This is a genomic window from Pseudoduganella flava (assembly GCF_007830495.1).
Classification (GTDB): Bacteria; Pseudomonadota; Gammaproteobacteria; order Burkholderiales; family Burkholderiaceae_D; genus Rugamonas; species Rugamonas flava.
Map to the genome: position 1 here is coordinate 1 of NZ_VLKW01000022.1, position 13,913 is coordinate 13,913.

Sequence of the window (13,913 nt, forward strand, 5' to 3'; positions counted from 1 at the left end):
GGCAGCTGCGCGACCTTGAGCAAACCGGCAATCGGATGATCTTGCCTTAGTTCTTGGACTACTTGCGCTTTTTCGGCTGTGCTTGGGGCCGGGCTTGAACTAAGGCTTGCAACTTTTTTAGGTAGGCATTCTCCATGCGCAGATGCTCTACCTCAGCTTGTAGATCTTCCTTCGACCGATTGCTATCGTCGCGCTTCGTTTCAGGCTTAGGCGGGGCTGCCGGCATGCTTTTGGGTCTTCCTCGTGGGCGTGCGATCAAGGCATCAAACCCAGCTCGCTGATATTCGCGCTCCCAGACTCGTATGACGCCTGGATTGCGGATATTGAACAGTGCGGCCGTCTGGCCACCAGAAAGCTCATTGTCCCACATGTGCTGCAGCACCGACAGCTTGACCTCGGCGGGGTAGTGCGTGAACTTTTTCTTCAGCCCATTAACTCCATGAGCCTCAAACCACTTGACCCAGCGTCTGACCATGCTGTCATCCAGGCCGTGCTGCTTGCTTACGGTCTTGTATCCTGATGCCCCGGCAAGGTACTGCTGAACGACCCTTAACTTAAAGTGCTCGTCGTGCTTCGTCATGAAAAAACCCCAAAAGTTGGTGTCCAACTTTTGGGGTTCAGTTCACTGACACCGGTTTTTTATCTTGCCTTCACCCCAAAATGCAGAGGCTAGGGTCAGACCCGCGCAGCGGGTCTGACCCTATGTTTCCGCCCACATCCGCAGCAGGTTGTGATAGTGCCCCGCCAGGCCCACCGTGGCCGGGCTGTCGCCGTGCTCGCCGCGGATCTTCTGGATGTTCTGGTCCAGCTCGAACAGCATCGTGCGCTTCCAGTCGTCGCGCACCATCGATTGCGTCCACAGGAACGATGCCAGCCGTTCTCCCCGCGTCACCGGTTCCACGCGGTGTACCGTCGTCGACGGGTAGACGATCGCATCGCCCGCCGGCAGCTTCACTTCGTGCGTGCCGTAGGCGTCCGTGACGATCAGCTCGCCGCCGTCGTACTCGTCCGGGTCGGCCAGGAACACCGTCGTCGACACGTCGGCGCGCAGTGGTGCCGCGCCGGGTGACGGCACGCGGATCGCGCCGTCGATGTGATCGCCATACGTCTCGCCGCCCGCATAACCGTTGAAGTACGGCGGCAGGATGCGCAGCGGCAGCGCGGCGGCAAAGAACAGCGGGTTCGCCGTCAGCGCGCGGGCGATGATGCCGCCCAGTTCGACGGCCAGCGGTCCGCCTTCCGGCAGCTGCCGGTTGCGCTTGACCGCCGCCCCTTGCGAACCGACGCTGGCGCGCCCGTCCACCCACTCCGCCTGCGCCAGGCGCTCGCGGAATTGACTGACCTGCTCGCGCGTCAGCACGCGGGGGATGTGCAACATCATGATGGGCCTTTCGCCTCGTTAGTATTTGAAGTTGGCGGTCAAGGTCGCGCTGCGGCCCGGTGCCACGCCCGCGTAGTGCGGCGACGACACCTTGTCGAAGTACAGCTTGTCCGTCAGGTTCTGCACGTTCAGCTGCAGGCTGACGTGCTTGTTGACCACGTAGCTCGCCATCGCGTCGAAGCGCGTGTAGCCCGGTGCCCACTTGTTGTTGTTGATGTTCGCGTACACCTTCGACATCGTGTTCAGGCCGCCACCGATCGTCAGGTTCGACAGCACGGCGTACGTCGTCCACAGCGAGGCGCTGTGCTTCGGCGTGGTCGGGAACACGTTGCCGTTGTACGGCGACGGCGCCCACACCGCCGGCTGGCCGCTGGCCGCCGTGTTGATGTAGCCGTTGTCGTCGACGCGGCCATCGAGCCACGTGTAGCCGCCGAACACCTGCCATGCATCGGTGATGCTGCCGGTGGCGCCGACTTCGAAGCCGCGCACGCTCTTCTTGCCGACGTTCTGCGTGGTGCCGTCCGGCGCCGTCACGCGGGCATTGTCCATCGTGCTCTTGAAGATCGCCGCCGACAGCGACAGGCGGCGCGCCAGCACTTCCCACTTGGTGCCGAGTTCGAAGTTCTTGCTCTCCTGCGGCGCCAGCGCCTGCACGGCGATCGACAGCGCATCGAGGCCGTCGCCGCCGTCGTTACCCGGCGGCGTGGACGACGTGCCGTACGACAGGTACACGCTGCTGTTCGCGGCCGGCTTGTAGACGAGGCCCGCCTGGTAGTTCGCGAACGTGGAATTCGTTTCCGCATGCACCGCGGCCGTCGTCTTGCCGTCCAGCGTGTACTGCGGCGTGTCCAGCGTGGAGTGGAAGTCGTCCCAGCGCACGCCCACGTTCAGCAGCCACTGCGGCGTGAATTCCAGCGTGTCGAACGCATACGCGGCACGGGTGTTGGTGTGGATGCTGCTGCGTGCCGGCGACAGCGTACGCGTCGACACCCATGGGTCGTCCACGTTCGGGTTCAGCAGCGGCGCGCAGTTGTAGTTCGTCGTGGCGCCGGACGTCGGGCACGTGCTGGTCTTCGTCAGCGGATTGTTCGTATCGGGCGAGAACAGGTAGGAGCCGCGGTCGGTCTGCTCGCGCGAGAACTCGATGCCCGCCGCGAAGTTGTGCTTGATCGTGCCGGTGCGCGCTTCGCCGGTCAGCGCCGTGCTGTTGGCCGCCGTCTTCGTCTCGACGACGCGCGTGTTCGCGCGGCGCCACACGGTACTGTATCGAACCACGTTACCCTTCGAGTCGTCCGGCTGCGTCCACACGTAATCCTGGTTGGTCTTGCCGTAGCGCGTCACGTTGCGCAGCGACAGGCCGTTGCCGAAGTCGTGCTTGACGTCGACGGTGCCGATGTCCGTCTTGGTGTCGCGGAAGTCGCGGCTCGTCAGGCCGTAGAACGTATCGCGCGGCACGTCGATCGGCGTGCCGTTGCCGTTCTTCGCCACGTCGGCGCCGGTGGTGATCGGGTTGTTGAACGGCAGGCCCGTGTCGGGCAGCTCGCTCGATTGCATGTGGTAGTACGACAGGTTGACCTTGGTCGGACCGGACAGCCCAAAGCCGATCGTCGGCGCGATGCCCCAGCGGTCGCCGCCCACCGGGCCGCGGCCCGGCACGTTGGCGTCGTGGTACATCAGCGCCACGCGCGCGGCGGCATCGCCCCCCAGCGTGCGGTTCACGTCCGCCGTCACACGGCGATACTGGTCCGTGCCGAGGCCGACGCTGGCGTTGTAGAAGTTGTCCAGCTTGGCCGTCTTCGTGACGATGTTGACGCCGCCGCCGGCCGACGCACGTCCGCCGTATGCGGAATTCGGGCCCTTGACGACTTCGATCTGCTCGATCGCGAACACTTCGCGCGATTGCGAACCGCTGTCGCGGATGCCGTCGATGTACGTGTCGGTCTGGGCGTTGTAGCCGCGGATGAACAGGTTGTCGCCGACCGGGTTGCCGCCTTCCGCGGCGCCCATCGTGATGCCCGGCACGGTGCGCAGCGCGTCCGTCAGCGACGTGGCGCCCGTCTGCGCGATCACTTCGGCGGGCACGACGGTGACGGATTTCGGCGTATCGAGCAGGGGTGCGGTGAACTTGTCGGATGCCGAGCGCTGCGGAATCTGGAACTCGTTGTTCGCGGCCCGGCCGGTAACGGTTACTTCCGGCATCTTCTGGTCGCCCTGCGTGGCGACGGGCGCGGCGGCGTCCTTCGTTTCGGCATGCAGTGCGAGGGGCAGCGCGAGCGTGGCGATGGCGGCGAGCGTGGCTGGCGTGTGCTTGCGGCTCTTAATGTACGACATGTCCATCCTTATTGTTGCGTTGACCGTAAAATGCGAATGATAATAGTTTTCATTTACCTTAGCAACGCGATTCCCCCTGTTTTGGCCACAGTATCGGCAGGCGCGCTTACGCCCCTGTGCTCCATCTGGCAAAATGGCACGATCATTAACATGAAGAAGGTTCACACCCATGAAGGGCGATAAAGACGTCATCCGTCTGCTGAATGCACAGCTGACGAACGAACTCACCGCGATCAACCAGTACTTCCTGCACTCCCGTATGTACCGCCACTGGGGCTTTGCAAAGCTGGCGAAGAAGGAATACGAGGAATCGATCGGCGAGATGAAGCATGCGGACAAGCTGATCGACCGCATCCTGATGCTGGACGGCCTGCCGAACCTGCAGGCGCTGCACAAGCTGCTGATCGGCGAGTCGACCCAGGAGATGCTGGAAGCGGACCTGAAGCTGGAGCGCGGCGCGCACGTCACGGTCAAGGAAGGCATCGCGCAGGCGGAAAAAGTGGGCGACTACGTGTCGCGCGACCTGCTGCTGGAAATCCTCGAGGATACCGAGGAACACATCGACTGGCTGGAAACGCAGATCGACCTGATCGGCAAGGTCGGCATCCAGAACTACCTGCAATCGCAGATGGCGCCGGCGGACGAATAAGCCGGCCCTGGCCGGCGCCCGGGCGCCGGCCGCTATCGACCCGAAGCTTCAGGCCCCGCCTGAAGCTTCGCTCCACTGCCCCAGCCAGTGGTTATAACTCCCCACCTCCTGCGGCACCGCGCCCGCATAGCCGCACGAAGCGGCGGCGAACGCGTTGGCACGCGCCAGCGTGCGCTCCATCGTCCAGCCGCGCAGCCGGCCCAGCAGGAACACGGCATCGAACGCATCGCCCGCCCCCACCGCATCGACGAAGCACTCGCTCGTGCCCGTGCCGTGATCGGCCAAGTGCGCGCCATCGGCGGACAGGTACAGCGCGCCGCGCGCGCCAATCGTCACGACCAGCGCCGACAGCGAGAAGTTGTGCATCATCGCGCGGCACTCGGTATCGACGGAGATGCATTCCATGTTCACCGTGTCCGGGCACGTGTGGCAGTACCACTTGAAGAGCTGCTGCAATTCCTCTTCGTTGACCTTGACGATGTCGGCCTGCTGCAGCGAGTCGAACACGATCGCTTCGTCGACGTGGCCGGCACGCAGGTTCAGGTCGAGGAAGCGTACGGCGTCCGTCTGTTCCAGCAGCGCGTGCAACGCCGCGCGCGATGCGGGATCGCGCTGGGCCAGCGTGCCGAAGCAGAAGATGGAAGGTTGCGCGGCCTGCAGCGCCGTCAACGCGGCGCTGCCGTCGATGTGGTCGTAGGCCTGGTCGGGCACGATCGTGTAGCGGTGGCTGCCGTCCGCGCCGACCTCGACGTGCACGCTGCCCGTCGCTTCGCCGGCGCCCGTTTGCAGGCCCGACTGGGACATCTCAAAGCGCGTGAATTCGTTGCGGACCAGCGCGCCGTTGTCATCGTCGCCGATGCGGGTGATCATCGTGACGGGCAGGCCGAAGCCGGCCAGGTGCCGCGCCAGGTTGAACGGCGCACCGCCGACGACGCGGCGGGTGCTGAAATCGTCCACCAACGCTTCGCCGAATACCGCTACAGATTGTTCCTTCGGTTCCATGTACGCCCCGTTGCGACAAGTGACGCCACAGTGTAGCGCAATCGGCCGGCGGGGCCGTTCACGTCACGGTGCGGGGCGCCGGCAGCGCCGGTGCTGCCGGGTCAGGCTTGCGGGACGCTGTCGCGGAACGATGGCCGCTCGTGCAGCTTGTCGTGCAGGCGCGAGAGGTTCGGGTGCGGCGTGCGCCAGTCGATCTCGGGGAAGCGGAAGCTGAGCCAGCCCAGCGCGCAGCCCACGGCCACGTCCGCCAGCGAATAATGATTGCCGGCGCACCAGGGCGATTCGGCCAGCCGCTCGGACATCGAGGCGAGACCGCGTGCCACTTTCGTCAGCTGGCGATCGATGAACTCGCCGCTTTGCAGCTCGGCCGGGCGCTGCGTGCGCTCGAGGCGCACGGCGACACCCGCATCGAGCACGCCATCGGCCAGTGCTTCCCAGTTCTTGATGTCCGCCCGCTCGCGGCCATTCGGCGGCAGCAGCTTGCACACCGGCGTGAGCGTGTCGAGGTACTCGACGATCACGCGCGAGTCATACATCACATAGCCATCTTCCATGACGAGGCAGGGCACCTTGCCAAGCGGATTGAGCTGGTGGATCGTGGTTTCCGGTACCCACACGTTTTCCAGCTGGATCTGGTAATCGAGCTTTTTCTCCGCGAGCACAACGCGTACCTTGCGCACATAGGGACTGGCGAGCGAACCGATCAGTTTCATAGGGAACCACAAAGAGGGATTGGTCCTCAGTATAGCATTCCGACCTGCCGGCGCTGTGGCGAAAAAGCGGGTTGCGACGATGGTAAAATCGTTTCTTTTTCCTGCCTTCCTCCTTTCGCTATGACCACTCCCTACTCCACGTTGTCGGCCCTGTCCCCGCTCGATGGGCGCTATGCCGCCAAGACCGACAAACTGCGTCCGATCCTGTCCGAAGCCGGCTTCATGCACCACCGCGTGAAGGTCGAGATCGCGTGGCTGCAGGCGCTGTCGCAAGCCGGCTTCGCCGAGATCAAGCCTTTCTCGCCGCAAGCCACCGCGCTGCTGGACAAGCTGGCCAACGACTTCACCGAGAGCGACGCCGCGCGCATCAAGGAAATCGAAGCCGTCACGAACCATGACGTGAAGGCCGTCGAATACTGGCTGAAGGAACAGGTCAAGGACGTGCCGGAACTGGTGGCCGCAACCGAGTTCATCCACTTCGCCTGCACGTCGGAAGACATCAACAACACGTCGCACGGCATGATGCTGAAAGCCGCGCGCGACGCCGTGATGGTGCCGGCGTTGAACGGCCTGGTGGCGAAGCTGAAGGAGATCGCGCACGCCAACGCGGACGTGCCGATGCTGTCGCGCACGCACGGCCAGACGGCAAGCCCGACGACCTTGGGCAAGGAAATCGCCAACGTGGTCGCGCGCCTGCAGCGCGCCATCGAGCGCATCGCCGGCGTGCAAATCCTCGGCAAGATGAATGGCGCCGTGGGCAACTACAATGCGCACCTGTCCGCGTATCCGTCGGTCGACTGGCCGGCGTTCTCGAAGAACGTGATCGAGCAGCGCCTGGGTCTCGTGTTCAACCCGTACACGATCCAGATCGAACCGCACGACTACATGGCCGAACTGTTCGACGCGTTCGCGCGCGCCAACACGATCCTCCTGGACCTGAACCGCGACATCTGGACGTATGTGTCGCTGGGCTACTTCAAGCAGAAGCTGAAGGCGGGCGAGATCGGTTCGTCGACCATGCCGCACAAGGTCAACCCGATCGACTTCGAGAACTCGGAAGGCAACCTGGGCCTGGCGAACGCCGTGCTGAAGCACCTGTCCGAAAAACTGCCCGTGTCGCGCATGCAGCGCGACCTGACGGATTCGACCGTGCTGCGCAATATCGGTGTGGGCCTCGGCTATACGCTGCTGGCCTACGACAGCTGCCTGCGCGGCCTGAACAAGCTGGAAGTGAACCCGGCGCGCCTCGCGGCCGACCTGGACGCCAGCTGGGAAGTGCTGGCCGAGCCGGTGCAGACGGTGATGCGGCGCTACGGCATCGAGAACCCGTACGAGCAGCTGAAGGAACTCACCCGCGGCAAGGGCATCACGAAGGAAGCGCTGCAGGAATTCATCGGCAAGCTGGCGATCCCGCAGGAAGCGAAGGACCTGCTGCTGGCGATGACGCCGGCGAACTACACGGGCATCGCGGCCCAGCTTGCGAAGGCGATCTGAACGATTTAAGCCCCGCCTCAGCGAGGGCTCTATGACGGCAGCTTCTTATCCGGTAGGGTAAGGGCTGCCGTTTTTTTATCGCCAGCAAGCTTGTCGATTCTTTGCTACAGTAGCCGCGTTTAGTTCTAATGCGTACTAATTAACGAGAGAGCAATATGCAACGCTACACGAAACCCGCGATGGTGCTGCACTGGCTGATCGCGCTGTTGATCGTCGCCGCCTTCACGATGGGGCTGGTGATGGTCGACATTCCCGGCTTCACGCCGACCAAGCTGAAGTATTTTTCGTGGCACAAGTGGATGGGCGTGACGGTGCTGCTGCTGGCCGCGGTGCGCCTGCTGTGGCGTCACGGGAACCGGCCGCCGCCGCACCCGGCCAGCATGGCCCAATGGCAGGTGAAGGCGGCCGACGTGACCCACGTGCTGCTGTACGTGCTGATGTTTGCCGTGCCGCTGTCCGGCTACCTGTACACGACCGCGGCCGGCGTGCCAGTCGTCTACCTGGGGCTGTTCCAGATCCCCGCCGCGTTCGCAGCCGATCCGGCGCTGAAGGCTGTGCTGAAACCCGTCCACTACTGGCTCAACATGGCAATGGCCGCGCTCGTCGTGCTGCACGTGGCCGCGGCGCTGAAACACCAATTCGTCGATCGGGATGATGTCCTGAAACGCATGCTTCCTTAACCTACCGGAGTCCTCATGAAGAAAATCCTGTTCGCATCCCTGCTGGGCGTGGCTATCGCGGCCGGCGCCGCCGTCGTGAAGACCGATCCCGCCAAGACGAGCGTGTCGGCCGTGTTCAAGCAGATGAACGTGCCGGTCGAATCGAAGTTCAAGAAGTACGCCATCGCGCTCGACTACGATGCGGCCAAGCCGGATGCGTCGAAGGCCACCGTGGAAGTGGAGACGGCGAGCCTGGACATGGGCGACCCGGAATACAACAAGGAAATCACGAAGAAGGAATGGTTCAACTCGGCGCAGTTCCCGAAGGCGACGTTCGTGTCGTCGTCGATCAAGAGCGCCGGTGCCGGCAAGCTGAACGTGACCGGCAAGCTGACCATCAAGGGCAAAGTCACCGACGTCACGTTCCCGGTCACCATCAAGACCGAGGGCGGCAAGCAGGTGTTCGACGGCGCGGTGCCGATCAAGCGCCTGACCTACAACATCGGCGAAGGCGAATGGAAGGACACCAGCATGGTGGCCGATGAAGTGACGATCAAGTTCCACGTCGTATCGCAATAAACCACAGCAACCACACCACGAAGGAGACTGCATGAAATCGACCCTGCTGATCGCGCTGCTGGCCCTGGCCGGCCTGGCCAACGCTACCACGTACAACATCGACCCTGGCCACACCTACCCGAGCTTCGAAGCGGACCACAAGGGCCTGTCGCTGTGGCGCGGCAAGTTCAACAGCACCAAGGGCACGGTAACGATGGACCGCGCCGCGAAGACGGGCTCCGTCGACATCACGATCGACATGAACTCGATCGACTTCGGCCACGACAAGATGAACTCGCACGCAAAATCGCCGGACATCTTCAACGTCGAGAAATTCCCCACGGCGACGTACAAGGGCAAGTCGCTGAAGTTCAACGGCGACCAGCTGGTGAGCGTGGACGGCGAGCTGACGATGAACGGCGTGACGAAGCCCGTCGAACTGAAGGTGGACCGCTTCAAGTGCATCCAGGACCCGCGCCTGAAGCGCGAAGTGTGCGGCGCCAACGCGACCGCCGAATTCAAGCGCACCGACTTCGGCATCAACTTCGGCATCCCCAACTTCGCCCCCGAGGTGAAGCTGGCGATCCAAGTCGAAGCGATCGCCGCCGAATAAGCGTCCCACGCTTCCCCTCCAGGCCCCGCCGCCCCGCGGGGCTTTTTCTTTTCCGCAGCGTTGTAAAACCCCGACGGGGGACTGTCCCTCGATTTCGGAAATATTTCCAGAATCGAGGGACAGTCCCCGAATTTTGGAAACTTTTGCTGGCGGCACGTTTCACCGGTCCGCAGCGCGCGCGTCACTCTGCGCAAGCGGCAGGTGCGAATGCAGCGGATGTCGCCGCGCCGCAAGTCAAGCGCGCTCGGGCGCCAATTTCGGTTGTTTTACCACAGGGGGACTGTCCCTCGATTTCAGCAATATTTCCTGAATCGAGGGACAGTCCCTTGTTTGTGGCAACACGGTGCCGGCATTGCGCCAGCGGGCTGTCGGGGTGCGTCAGTGCTTGCGTCCGGTCTCTGCGCGTCGTACAGTTGGTTATAAAAATGACATATAAAAGTCGCAACCAAACGGGGAAGACCATGGGGACGTCCGCGCGGCATCAGAACAACTTCAACCTGCTGCGGCTTGTGCTCGCGCTGCTTGTGCTGCTGTCGCACGCGCCGGAGCTGCAGGACGGCGACCGCCACCGCGAGCTGCTGACCCAGCTGTTTCATACGCTGTCGTTCGGCGAGCTGGCCGTCGACGGCTTTTTCCTGCTGAGCGGCTACCTGATCGTGCAAAGCTGGGATCTCGATCCCGTGCCGGCGCTATTCCTGAGAAAGCGGGTGCTGCGCATCTATCCCGGCTTCATCGTCGCGAGCCTCGTCTGCATCTACCTCATCGCGCCGCTGGGCGCCGATGCTGCGCGCTATTTTGCCGAGCTGTCGACGGCCAAGGTCGCGCTTGGCCTGGCCGTGCTGCATGGGCCGATGATTCCGCCCGTCTTCGAAGGCTTGCCGTATCCGCAGGTGAACGGCGCGATGTGGACGATCATGCGTGAGTTCGCCTGCTATCTCGCCGTGATGCTGATCGGGCTGGCCGGCGGCGTGCGCCGGCGCGGCGTGTGGCTCGCGCTGACACTGACGGGCTTTGGCGCCTACCTGTACGCGTCGTTCGGCCTGCCGCTGCCGTGGGCGCCGCTGGGCCTGCTGCTGGAAGATCCGATTGTCCGCCTGGGCTCGCTGTTCTTTGCCGGCGGCTGCTTTTACCTGTATCGGGATGCGTACCGCTTCACGCCGCGCGCCGCGCTGGTCGCCGGTGCGATCTTGCTTGCGGCAATGTTCTCGCACCGCTATGCCGAGCTCGCGCTGGCCAGCTGTGGCGCCTACCTGCTGTTCTACTTCGCGTTCCGGCCGATGCGGCTGACGGCCACGTTCAACCGCTTGCCTGACGTGTCATACGGCGTCTACCTGTACGGCTGGCCTGTGCAGACATTGCTGCTCGCTTACCTGCCGCCGCTGTCGCCATGGGCGATGCTCGGCATCGCCGGCCTGATCGTGCTGCCGCTCAGCGTACTGAGCTGCTATCTCGTCGAGCAGCCGCTGCTGAGGTTGAAGCACACGGGCCGCGCCGTGCCCGCCGGGGCAGGCACGTGAAAAGGGGGCCGGCGGCCCCCAGGCTTACTTACGGACCGATCGCGTTGGCTTACTTGCCGTCGCGATCCCAGTCACCCGGCAGCGCCCGTTCGACCTTGTCCCACGCGGCGCGCGTGGCGCTCTTCGCTTCGTGCCACGTCAGGCGCGAGCTGCCTTTCGTGCGTTCCCAGTCGCTCTGCAGGTTCGCCTCGTTGGCGTCCCAGTTGCCGCGGTAGTTCGCGCGGCTGTTGTAGCCCAGCGAATAGGCTGGATCGTAATCGTCGTACTGGTACGCCGGGTTGTAGTACGCCTCGTTGCGGTACTGGTTTTCCCAGTAGGTCTTTTCCTCGGCCGGGTTGACGAGGCCGCCAGCACCCTTGCCCGCCATGCCGCCAGCCAGCGCACCGATCGCGCCGCCCGCCGCCATGCCCACCGGACCACCGGCCGCACCCATGGCCATGCCGGCCATTGCGCCACCGCCGGCGCCGACACCCGTCGCCAGGTGGTGATCGGACAGGTCGTCACCCGACTTCGGATTCACCACTTCGGCCGCGCCCTTGCCGGCCAGGCCGCCGGCGATGCCGCCGACCACCGCACCGGCCGCCATGCCGATCGGACCGCCCGGCGTACCCGCCGCCAGGCCTGCCGCCGCACCGCCGGCCGCGCCGACACCAGTGCCGATCACGTGCTGGCCGGCACTGTCTTTCCAGCTCGACTCGATATGTGCCGCATCCTCATCGGAACGGGCATGCACGCCCATCACGATGCCGCCCTTCTTCAGGCCTTCCTCATAGTGCTGCACGCGTTCCTCGGGGATGCCGGCGCCGATCAGCGCGCCCAGCAGGCCGCCAGTGATACCACCCGCGCCGGCGCCCGCCAGTGCAGCCGCCAGCGGGCCCGCAACGACGACACCGAGACCCGGCAGCACGAGGGTCGTGCCGACCGCGGCAACCGCTGCCAGCGCAGCGCCGATCGCACCGCCGACGCCGGCGCCGATGCCGGCACCCTCGGCAGCCTTGCTGCCCAGTTCCGTTTCGATCTGGTCGTTGCCGCTGAAGTAGCGCTTGCGGGTCTCGTCGGACATCAGCACATTGATGTCGTCCTTGCCGTAACCACGCGACGTGGCATGGTGGTAAGCGCGCTCAGCGCTCTCCCGGTCGTTGAACAGGCCGGTGACCAGACGGGTTTCTTTTTTCGATTGGTTCATGGGGGAATTCCTTTCGTTCAGGTCGATTTGATCGTTCACGATAGGCGCCCCGCCACGATCCTTCTGTACGTTTACGCACCAAGGTGGAACATGCCTGTTGGCAGGCGGAACAGCCACTCTCCGTTCGCTGGCGCACGGACCAGCGCCCGCCACGCGCCTACACTTTTTTCACGGCAGGGCTGGAACGGCCCGGTCTCTTTCGTCAACGATATAAAGGGGAATGAGCATGAACTTTATTATCTGGATCGTTATCGGCGGCATCATCGGCTGGCTTGCCAGCCTCGTCATGAAAACGGACGCCCAGCAAGGGCTGTTCCTCAACGTGGTGGTCGGCATCGTCGGCGCACTGCTCGGCGGCTGGCTGCTCTCGCCCCTGTTCGGCACGGGCACCATCAACGCGGACGACTTCAGCCCATTGTCACTGCTGGTATCGTTCCTCGGCGCCGTCATCTTGCTGGCGATCGTGAACCTGGTGTTCCGCGGACGAGCGCGCTGATTTCGGCATCTGCCGTCAAGACCGGCGCGCTGCGCCGGTTTTTTTTCGCCCCTCGCAACGGCGCCTGCGGGATTGACCAAGACTCATGCATTACGGATACTGACGACCGCCCCACACGTGTGCCGTCTTCCTTCACCGTTGCCGGAGTCTTCATGGTCGTCCGCCTCTTCCTCGCCCTCGCGCTCTTCGTCTCGCTCATTCCCGCTCACGCCCAGAAACCGCGCAACCGCGCCGAAGCGGTGGCCATCATTGCCGACATGCGCCGCATCGTCACGCCGCAAGGCATCGAACGCACGCAGGCCGTGCGCATCGGCGGCATCGACCAATGGGTCAGCATCCGCGGCATGGACCGCCGCAACCCCGTGCTGCTGATGATCCATGGCGGCCCTGGCTATGTGTCGATGCCGACCAGCTGGCACTTCCAGCGCGGCTGGGAAGACTTCTTCACGGTGGTGCAGTGGGACCAGCGCGGCGCCGGCAAGACGTATGCCGCGAACGATCCGGCCACCGTCGCCCCGACGATGACGCGCCAGCGGATGATTGACGACGCCATCGAGATGGTGGCCTGGCTGCGCAAGGAATTCGGCAAGGAGCGCATCTTTGTACTGGGCCACTCGTGGGGCAGTACGCTGGGCCTCGAAGTCGCGCAGCGCCACCCGGAGTGGCTGCATGCGTACATCGGCGCGGGCCAGATCACGAACTCACCGGAGAGCGAACGGCGCGGATGGCGCTTCGCGCTGGACGCCGCCCAGCGCGACAACAATGCCGCAGCGATCCGCGACCTGCAATCGATCGCACCGTATGCGGAGCCGGGCAAACCGATCGCATTGAAGGACCTGTTCTTGCAGCGCAAATGGCTGGGCCACTACGGCGGCGCGGTACACGGCCGGCGCAACTCCGATCACGAGGGTGCCGCGGGCCTCCTCTCACCCGAATACACGGACGACGACCTGCGCACCGTCTGGAAGGCGAACGATTTTTCGACGGAGCACCTGCTGGCCGAAACGATCGCGATTGACTTCTCCCGGCACACGAAGTTCGGCACGCCGATCGTCATCTTGAACGGCCGATACGACTACAACGTGTCGTCGTCGGCCGCCGCCGAATGGTTCGCCACCGTGCGCGCGCCGGCGAAAAAACTCGTGTGGTTCGAGCACTCGGCGCATGAGATGTTCAACGAGGAACCGGGCAAGTTCCTCGATGCATTGGTGCGGTATGCGCGGCCGTTTGCGGAACGCGCGGGGGATGTGGCGCCGTAGCAGATATGGCTGAGGCTGTGTCCCCTCGTGCCAGGCAGCCGGACCATGGTCTGGC

14 protein-coding genes are annotated in these 13,913 nt (G+C 64.1%); 8 read left to right on the forward strand and 6 right to left on the reverse strand.

What is annotated here, in order from left to right:
- Nucleotides 1-58: 58 nt before the first annotated feature.
- The 3 genes from IP92_RS29320 to IP92_RS29330 all read right to left on the reverse strand — a co-directional run bounded on the left by IP92_RS29320 (nucleotide 59) and on the right by IP92_RS29330 (nucleotide 3,712).
- Nucleotides 59-580 carry a helix-turn-helix domain-containing protein gene (locus IP92_RS29320; protein ID WP_145882180.1) on the reverse strand — a complete coding sequence of 174 codons (522 nt, stop codon included), beginning with the start codon at nucleotides 578-580 and terminating at the stop codon, nucleotides 59-61.
- A 120-nt stretch (nucleotides 581-700) separates the two neighbouring features.
- Entirely contained in the window at nucleotides 701-1,381 is a 681-nt protein-coding gene (locus IP92_RS29325; RefSeq protein WP_145882182.1) for a Fe2+-dependent dioxygenase, read from the reverse strand.
- 18 nt (nucleotides 1,382-1,399) lie between these two features.
- Nucleotides 1,400-3,712, reverse strand: a complete 2,313-nt coding sequence (locus IP92_RS29330) for a TonB-dependent receptor (RefSeq protein ID WP_145882185.1) — start codon at nucleotides 3,710-3,712, stop codon at nucleotides 1,400-1,402.
- 169 nt (nucleotides 3,713-3,881) lie between these two features.
- Here IP92_RS29330 and bfr point away from each other — a divergent pair, with 169 nt between their 5' ends.
- Entirely contained in the window at nucleotides 3,882-4,361 is a 480-nt protein-coding gene (gene bfr / locus IP92_RS29335) for a bacterioferritin (RefSeq protein ID WP_145882187.1), read from the forward strand.
- A gap of 48 nt (nucleotides 4,362-4,409) precedes the next feature.
- Here the strand turns inward: bfr and IP92_RS29340 are convergent, their stop codons facing one another.
- Both IP92_RS29340 and IP92_RS29345 read right to left on the reverse strand, forming a co-directional pair.
- On the reverse strand, nucleotides 4,410-5,363 hold the full coding sequence (locus tag IP92_RS29340; RefSeq protein ID WP_145882189.1) for a PfkB family carbohydrate kinase: 954 nt from the start codon (nucleotides 5,361-5,363) through the stop codon (nucleotides 4,410-4,412).
- 101 nt (nucleotides 5,364-5,464) lie between these two features.
- Nucleotides 5,465-6,076 (reverse strand): glutathione S-transferase family protein, encoded by a 612-nt coding sequence (locus tag IP92_RS29345; RefSeq protein WP_145882191.1) that lies wholly within the window; start codon nucleotides 6,074-6,076, stop codon nucleotides 5,465-5,467.
- 120 nt (nucleotides 6,077-6,196) lie between these two features.
- On the opposite strand from IP92_RS29345, the gene purB reads away from it, so the two are divergent.
- The 5 genes from purB to IP92_RS29370 all read left to right on the forward strand — a co-directional run bounded on the left by purB (nucleotide 6,197) and on the right by IP92_RS29370 (nucleotide 10,917).
- On the forward strand, nucleotides 6,197-7,570 hold the full coding sequence (gene purB, locus IP92_RS29350; RefSeq protein WP_145882193.1) for an adenylosuccinate lyase: 1,374 nt from the start codon (nucleotides 6,197-6,199) through the stop codon (nucleotides 7,568-7,570).
- A 155-nt stretch (nucleotides 7,571-7,725) separates the two neighbouring features.
- Nucleotides 7,726-8,250 carry a cytochrome b gene (locus tag IP92_RS29355; protein WP_145882195.1) on the forward strand — a complete coding sequence of 175 codons (525 nt, stop codon included), beginning with the start codon at nucleotides 7,726-7,728 and terminating at the stop codon, nucleotides 8,248-8,250.
- A gap of 15 nt (nucleotides 8,251-8,265) precedes the next feature.
- Nucleotides 8,266-8,808, forward strand: coding sequence for a YceI family protein (locus IP92_RS29360; RefSeq protein ID WP_145882197.1), 543 nt, complete (start codon nucleotides 8,266-8,268; stop codon nucleotides 8,806-8,808).
- Between the two features lie 31 nt (nucleotides 8,809-8,839).
- Nucleotides 8,840-9,400 carry a YceI family protein gene (locus IP92_RS29365; protein WP_145882199.1) on the forward strand — a complete coding sequence of 187 codons (561 nt, stop codon included), beginning with the start codon at nucleotides 8,840-8,842 and terminating at the stop codon, nucleotides 9,398-9,400.
- Nucleotides 9,401-9,861: 461 nt separating this feature from the next.
- The gene (locus tag IP92_RS29370) at nucleotides 9,862-10,917 is read left to right on the forward strand and encodes an acyltransferase family protein (RefSeq protein WP_158206741.1); all 1,056 of its coding nucleotides are present in this window, start codon (nucleotides 9,862-9,864) and stop codon (nucleotides 10,915-10,917) included.
- A gap of 49 nt (nucleotides 10,918-10,966) precedes the next feature.
- On the opposite strand, the gene IP92_RS29375 is transcribed toward IP92_RS29370, so the two are convergent.
- Entirely contained in the window at nucleotides 10,967-12,103 is a 1,137-nt protein-coding gene (locus IP92_RS29375; RefSeq protein ID WP_145882203.1) for a hypothetical protein, read from the reverse strand.
- Nucleotides 12,104-12,329: 226 nt separating this feature from the next.
- Here IP92_RS29375 and IP92_RS29380 point away from each other — a divergent pair, with 226 nt between their 5' ends.
- Together IP92_RS29380 and IP92_RS29385 are read left to right on the forward strand one after the other, a co-directional pair.
- Nucleotides 12,330-12,599, forward strand: a complete 270-nt coding sequence (locus IP92_RS29380) for a GlsB/YeaQ/YmgE family stress response membrane protein (RefSeq protein WP_137315003.1) — start codon at nucleotides 12,330-12,332, stop codon at nucleotides 12,597-12,599.
- Nucleotides 12,600-12,751: 152 nt separating this feature from the next.
- Entirely contained in the window at nucleotides 12,752-13,858 is a 1,107-nt protein-coding gene (locus tag IP92_RS29385) for an alpha/beta hydrolase (RefSeq protein WP_145882205.1), read from the forward strand.
- Nucleotides 13,859-13,913 lie beyond the last annotated feature (55 nt).

Excerpts from the sequence above, each read along its gene's own strand:
- purB (WP_145882193.1), top strand. The coding sequence starts at position 6,197 with ATGACCACTCCCTACTCCACGTTGTCGGCCCTGTCCCCGCTCGATGGG.
- IP92_RS29380 (WP_137315003.1), top strand. The coding sequence starts at position 12,330 with ATGAACTTTATTATCTGGATCGTTATCGGCGGCATCATCGGCTGGCTT.
- IP92_RS29330 (WP_145882185.1), bottom strand. The coding sequence starts at position 3,712 with ATGTCGTACATTAAGAGCCGCAAGCACACGCCAGCCACGCTCGCCGCC.
- IP92_RS29355 (WP_145882195.1), top strand. The coding sequence starts at position 7,726 with ATGCAACGCTACACGAAACCCGCGATGGTGCTGCACTGGCTGATCGCG.
- IP92_RS29320 (WP_145882180.1), bottom strand. The coding sequence starts at position 580 with ATGACGAAGCACGACGAGCACTTTAAGTTAAGGGTCGTTCAGCAGTAC.
- IP92_RS29340 (WP_145882189.1), bottom strand. The coding sequence starts at position 5,363 with ATGGAACCGAAGGAACAATCTGTAGCGGTATTCGGCGAAGCGTTGGTG.
- IP92_RS29365 (WP_145882199.1), top strand. The coding sequence starts at position 8,840 with ATGAAATCGACCCTGCTGATCGCGCTGCTGGCCCTGGCCGGCCTGGCC.
- IP92_RS29375 (WP_145882203.1), bottom strand. The coding sequence starts at position 12,103 with ATGAACCAATCGAAAAAAGAAACCCGTCTGGTCACCGGCCTGTTCAAC.
- bfr (WP_145882187.1), top strand. The coding sequence starts at position 3,882 with ATGAAGGGCGATAAAGACGTCATCCGTCTGCTGAATGCACAGCTGACG.
- IP92_RS29385 (WP_145882205.1), top strand. The coding sequence starts at position 12,752 with ATGGTCGTCCGCCTCTTCCTCGCCCTCGCGCTCTTCGTCTCGCTCATT.
- IP92_RS29325 (WP_145882182.1), bottom strand. The coding sequence starts at position 1,381 with ATGATGTTGCACATCCCCCGCGTGCTGACGCGCGAGCAGGTCAGTCAA.
- IP92_RS29360 (WP_145882197.1), top strand. The coding sequence starts at position 8,266 with ATGAAGAAAATCCTGTTCGCATCCCTGCTGGGCGTGGCTATCGCGGCC.
- IP92_RS29345 (WP_145882191.1), bottom strand. The coding sequence starts at position 6,076 with ATGAAACTGATCGGTTCGCTCGCCAGTCCCTATGTGCGCAAGGTACGC.
- IP92_RS29370 (WP_158206741.1), top strand. The coding sequence starts at position 9,862 with ATGGGGACGTCCGCGCGGCATCAGAACAACTTCAACCTGCTGCGGCTT.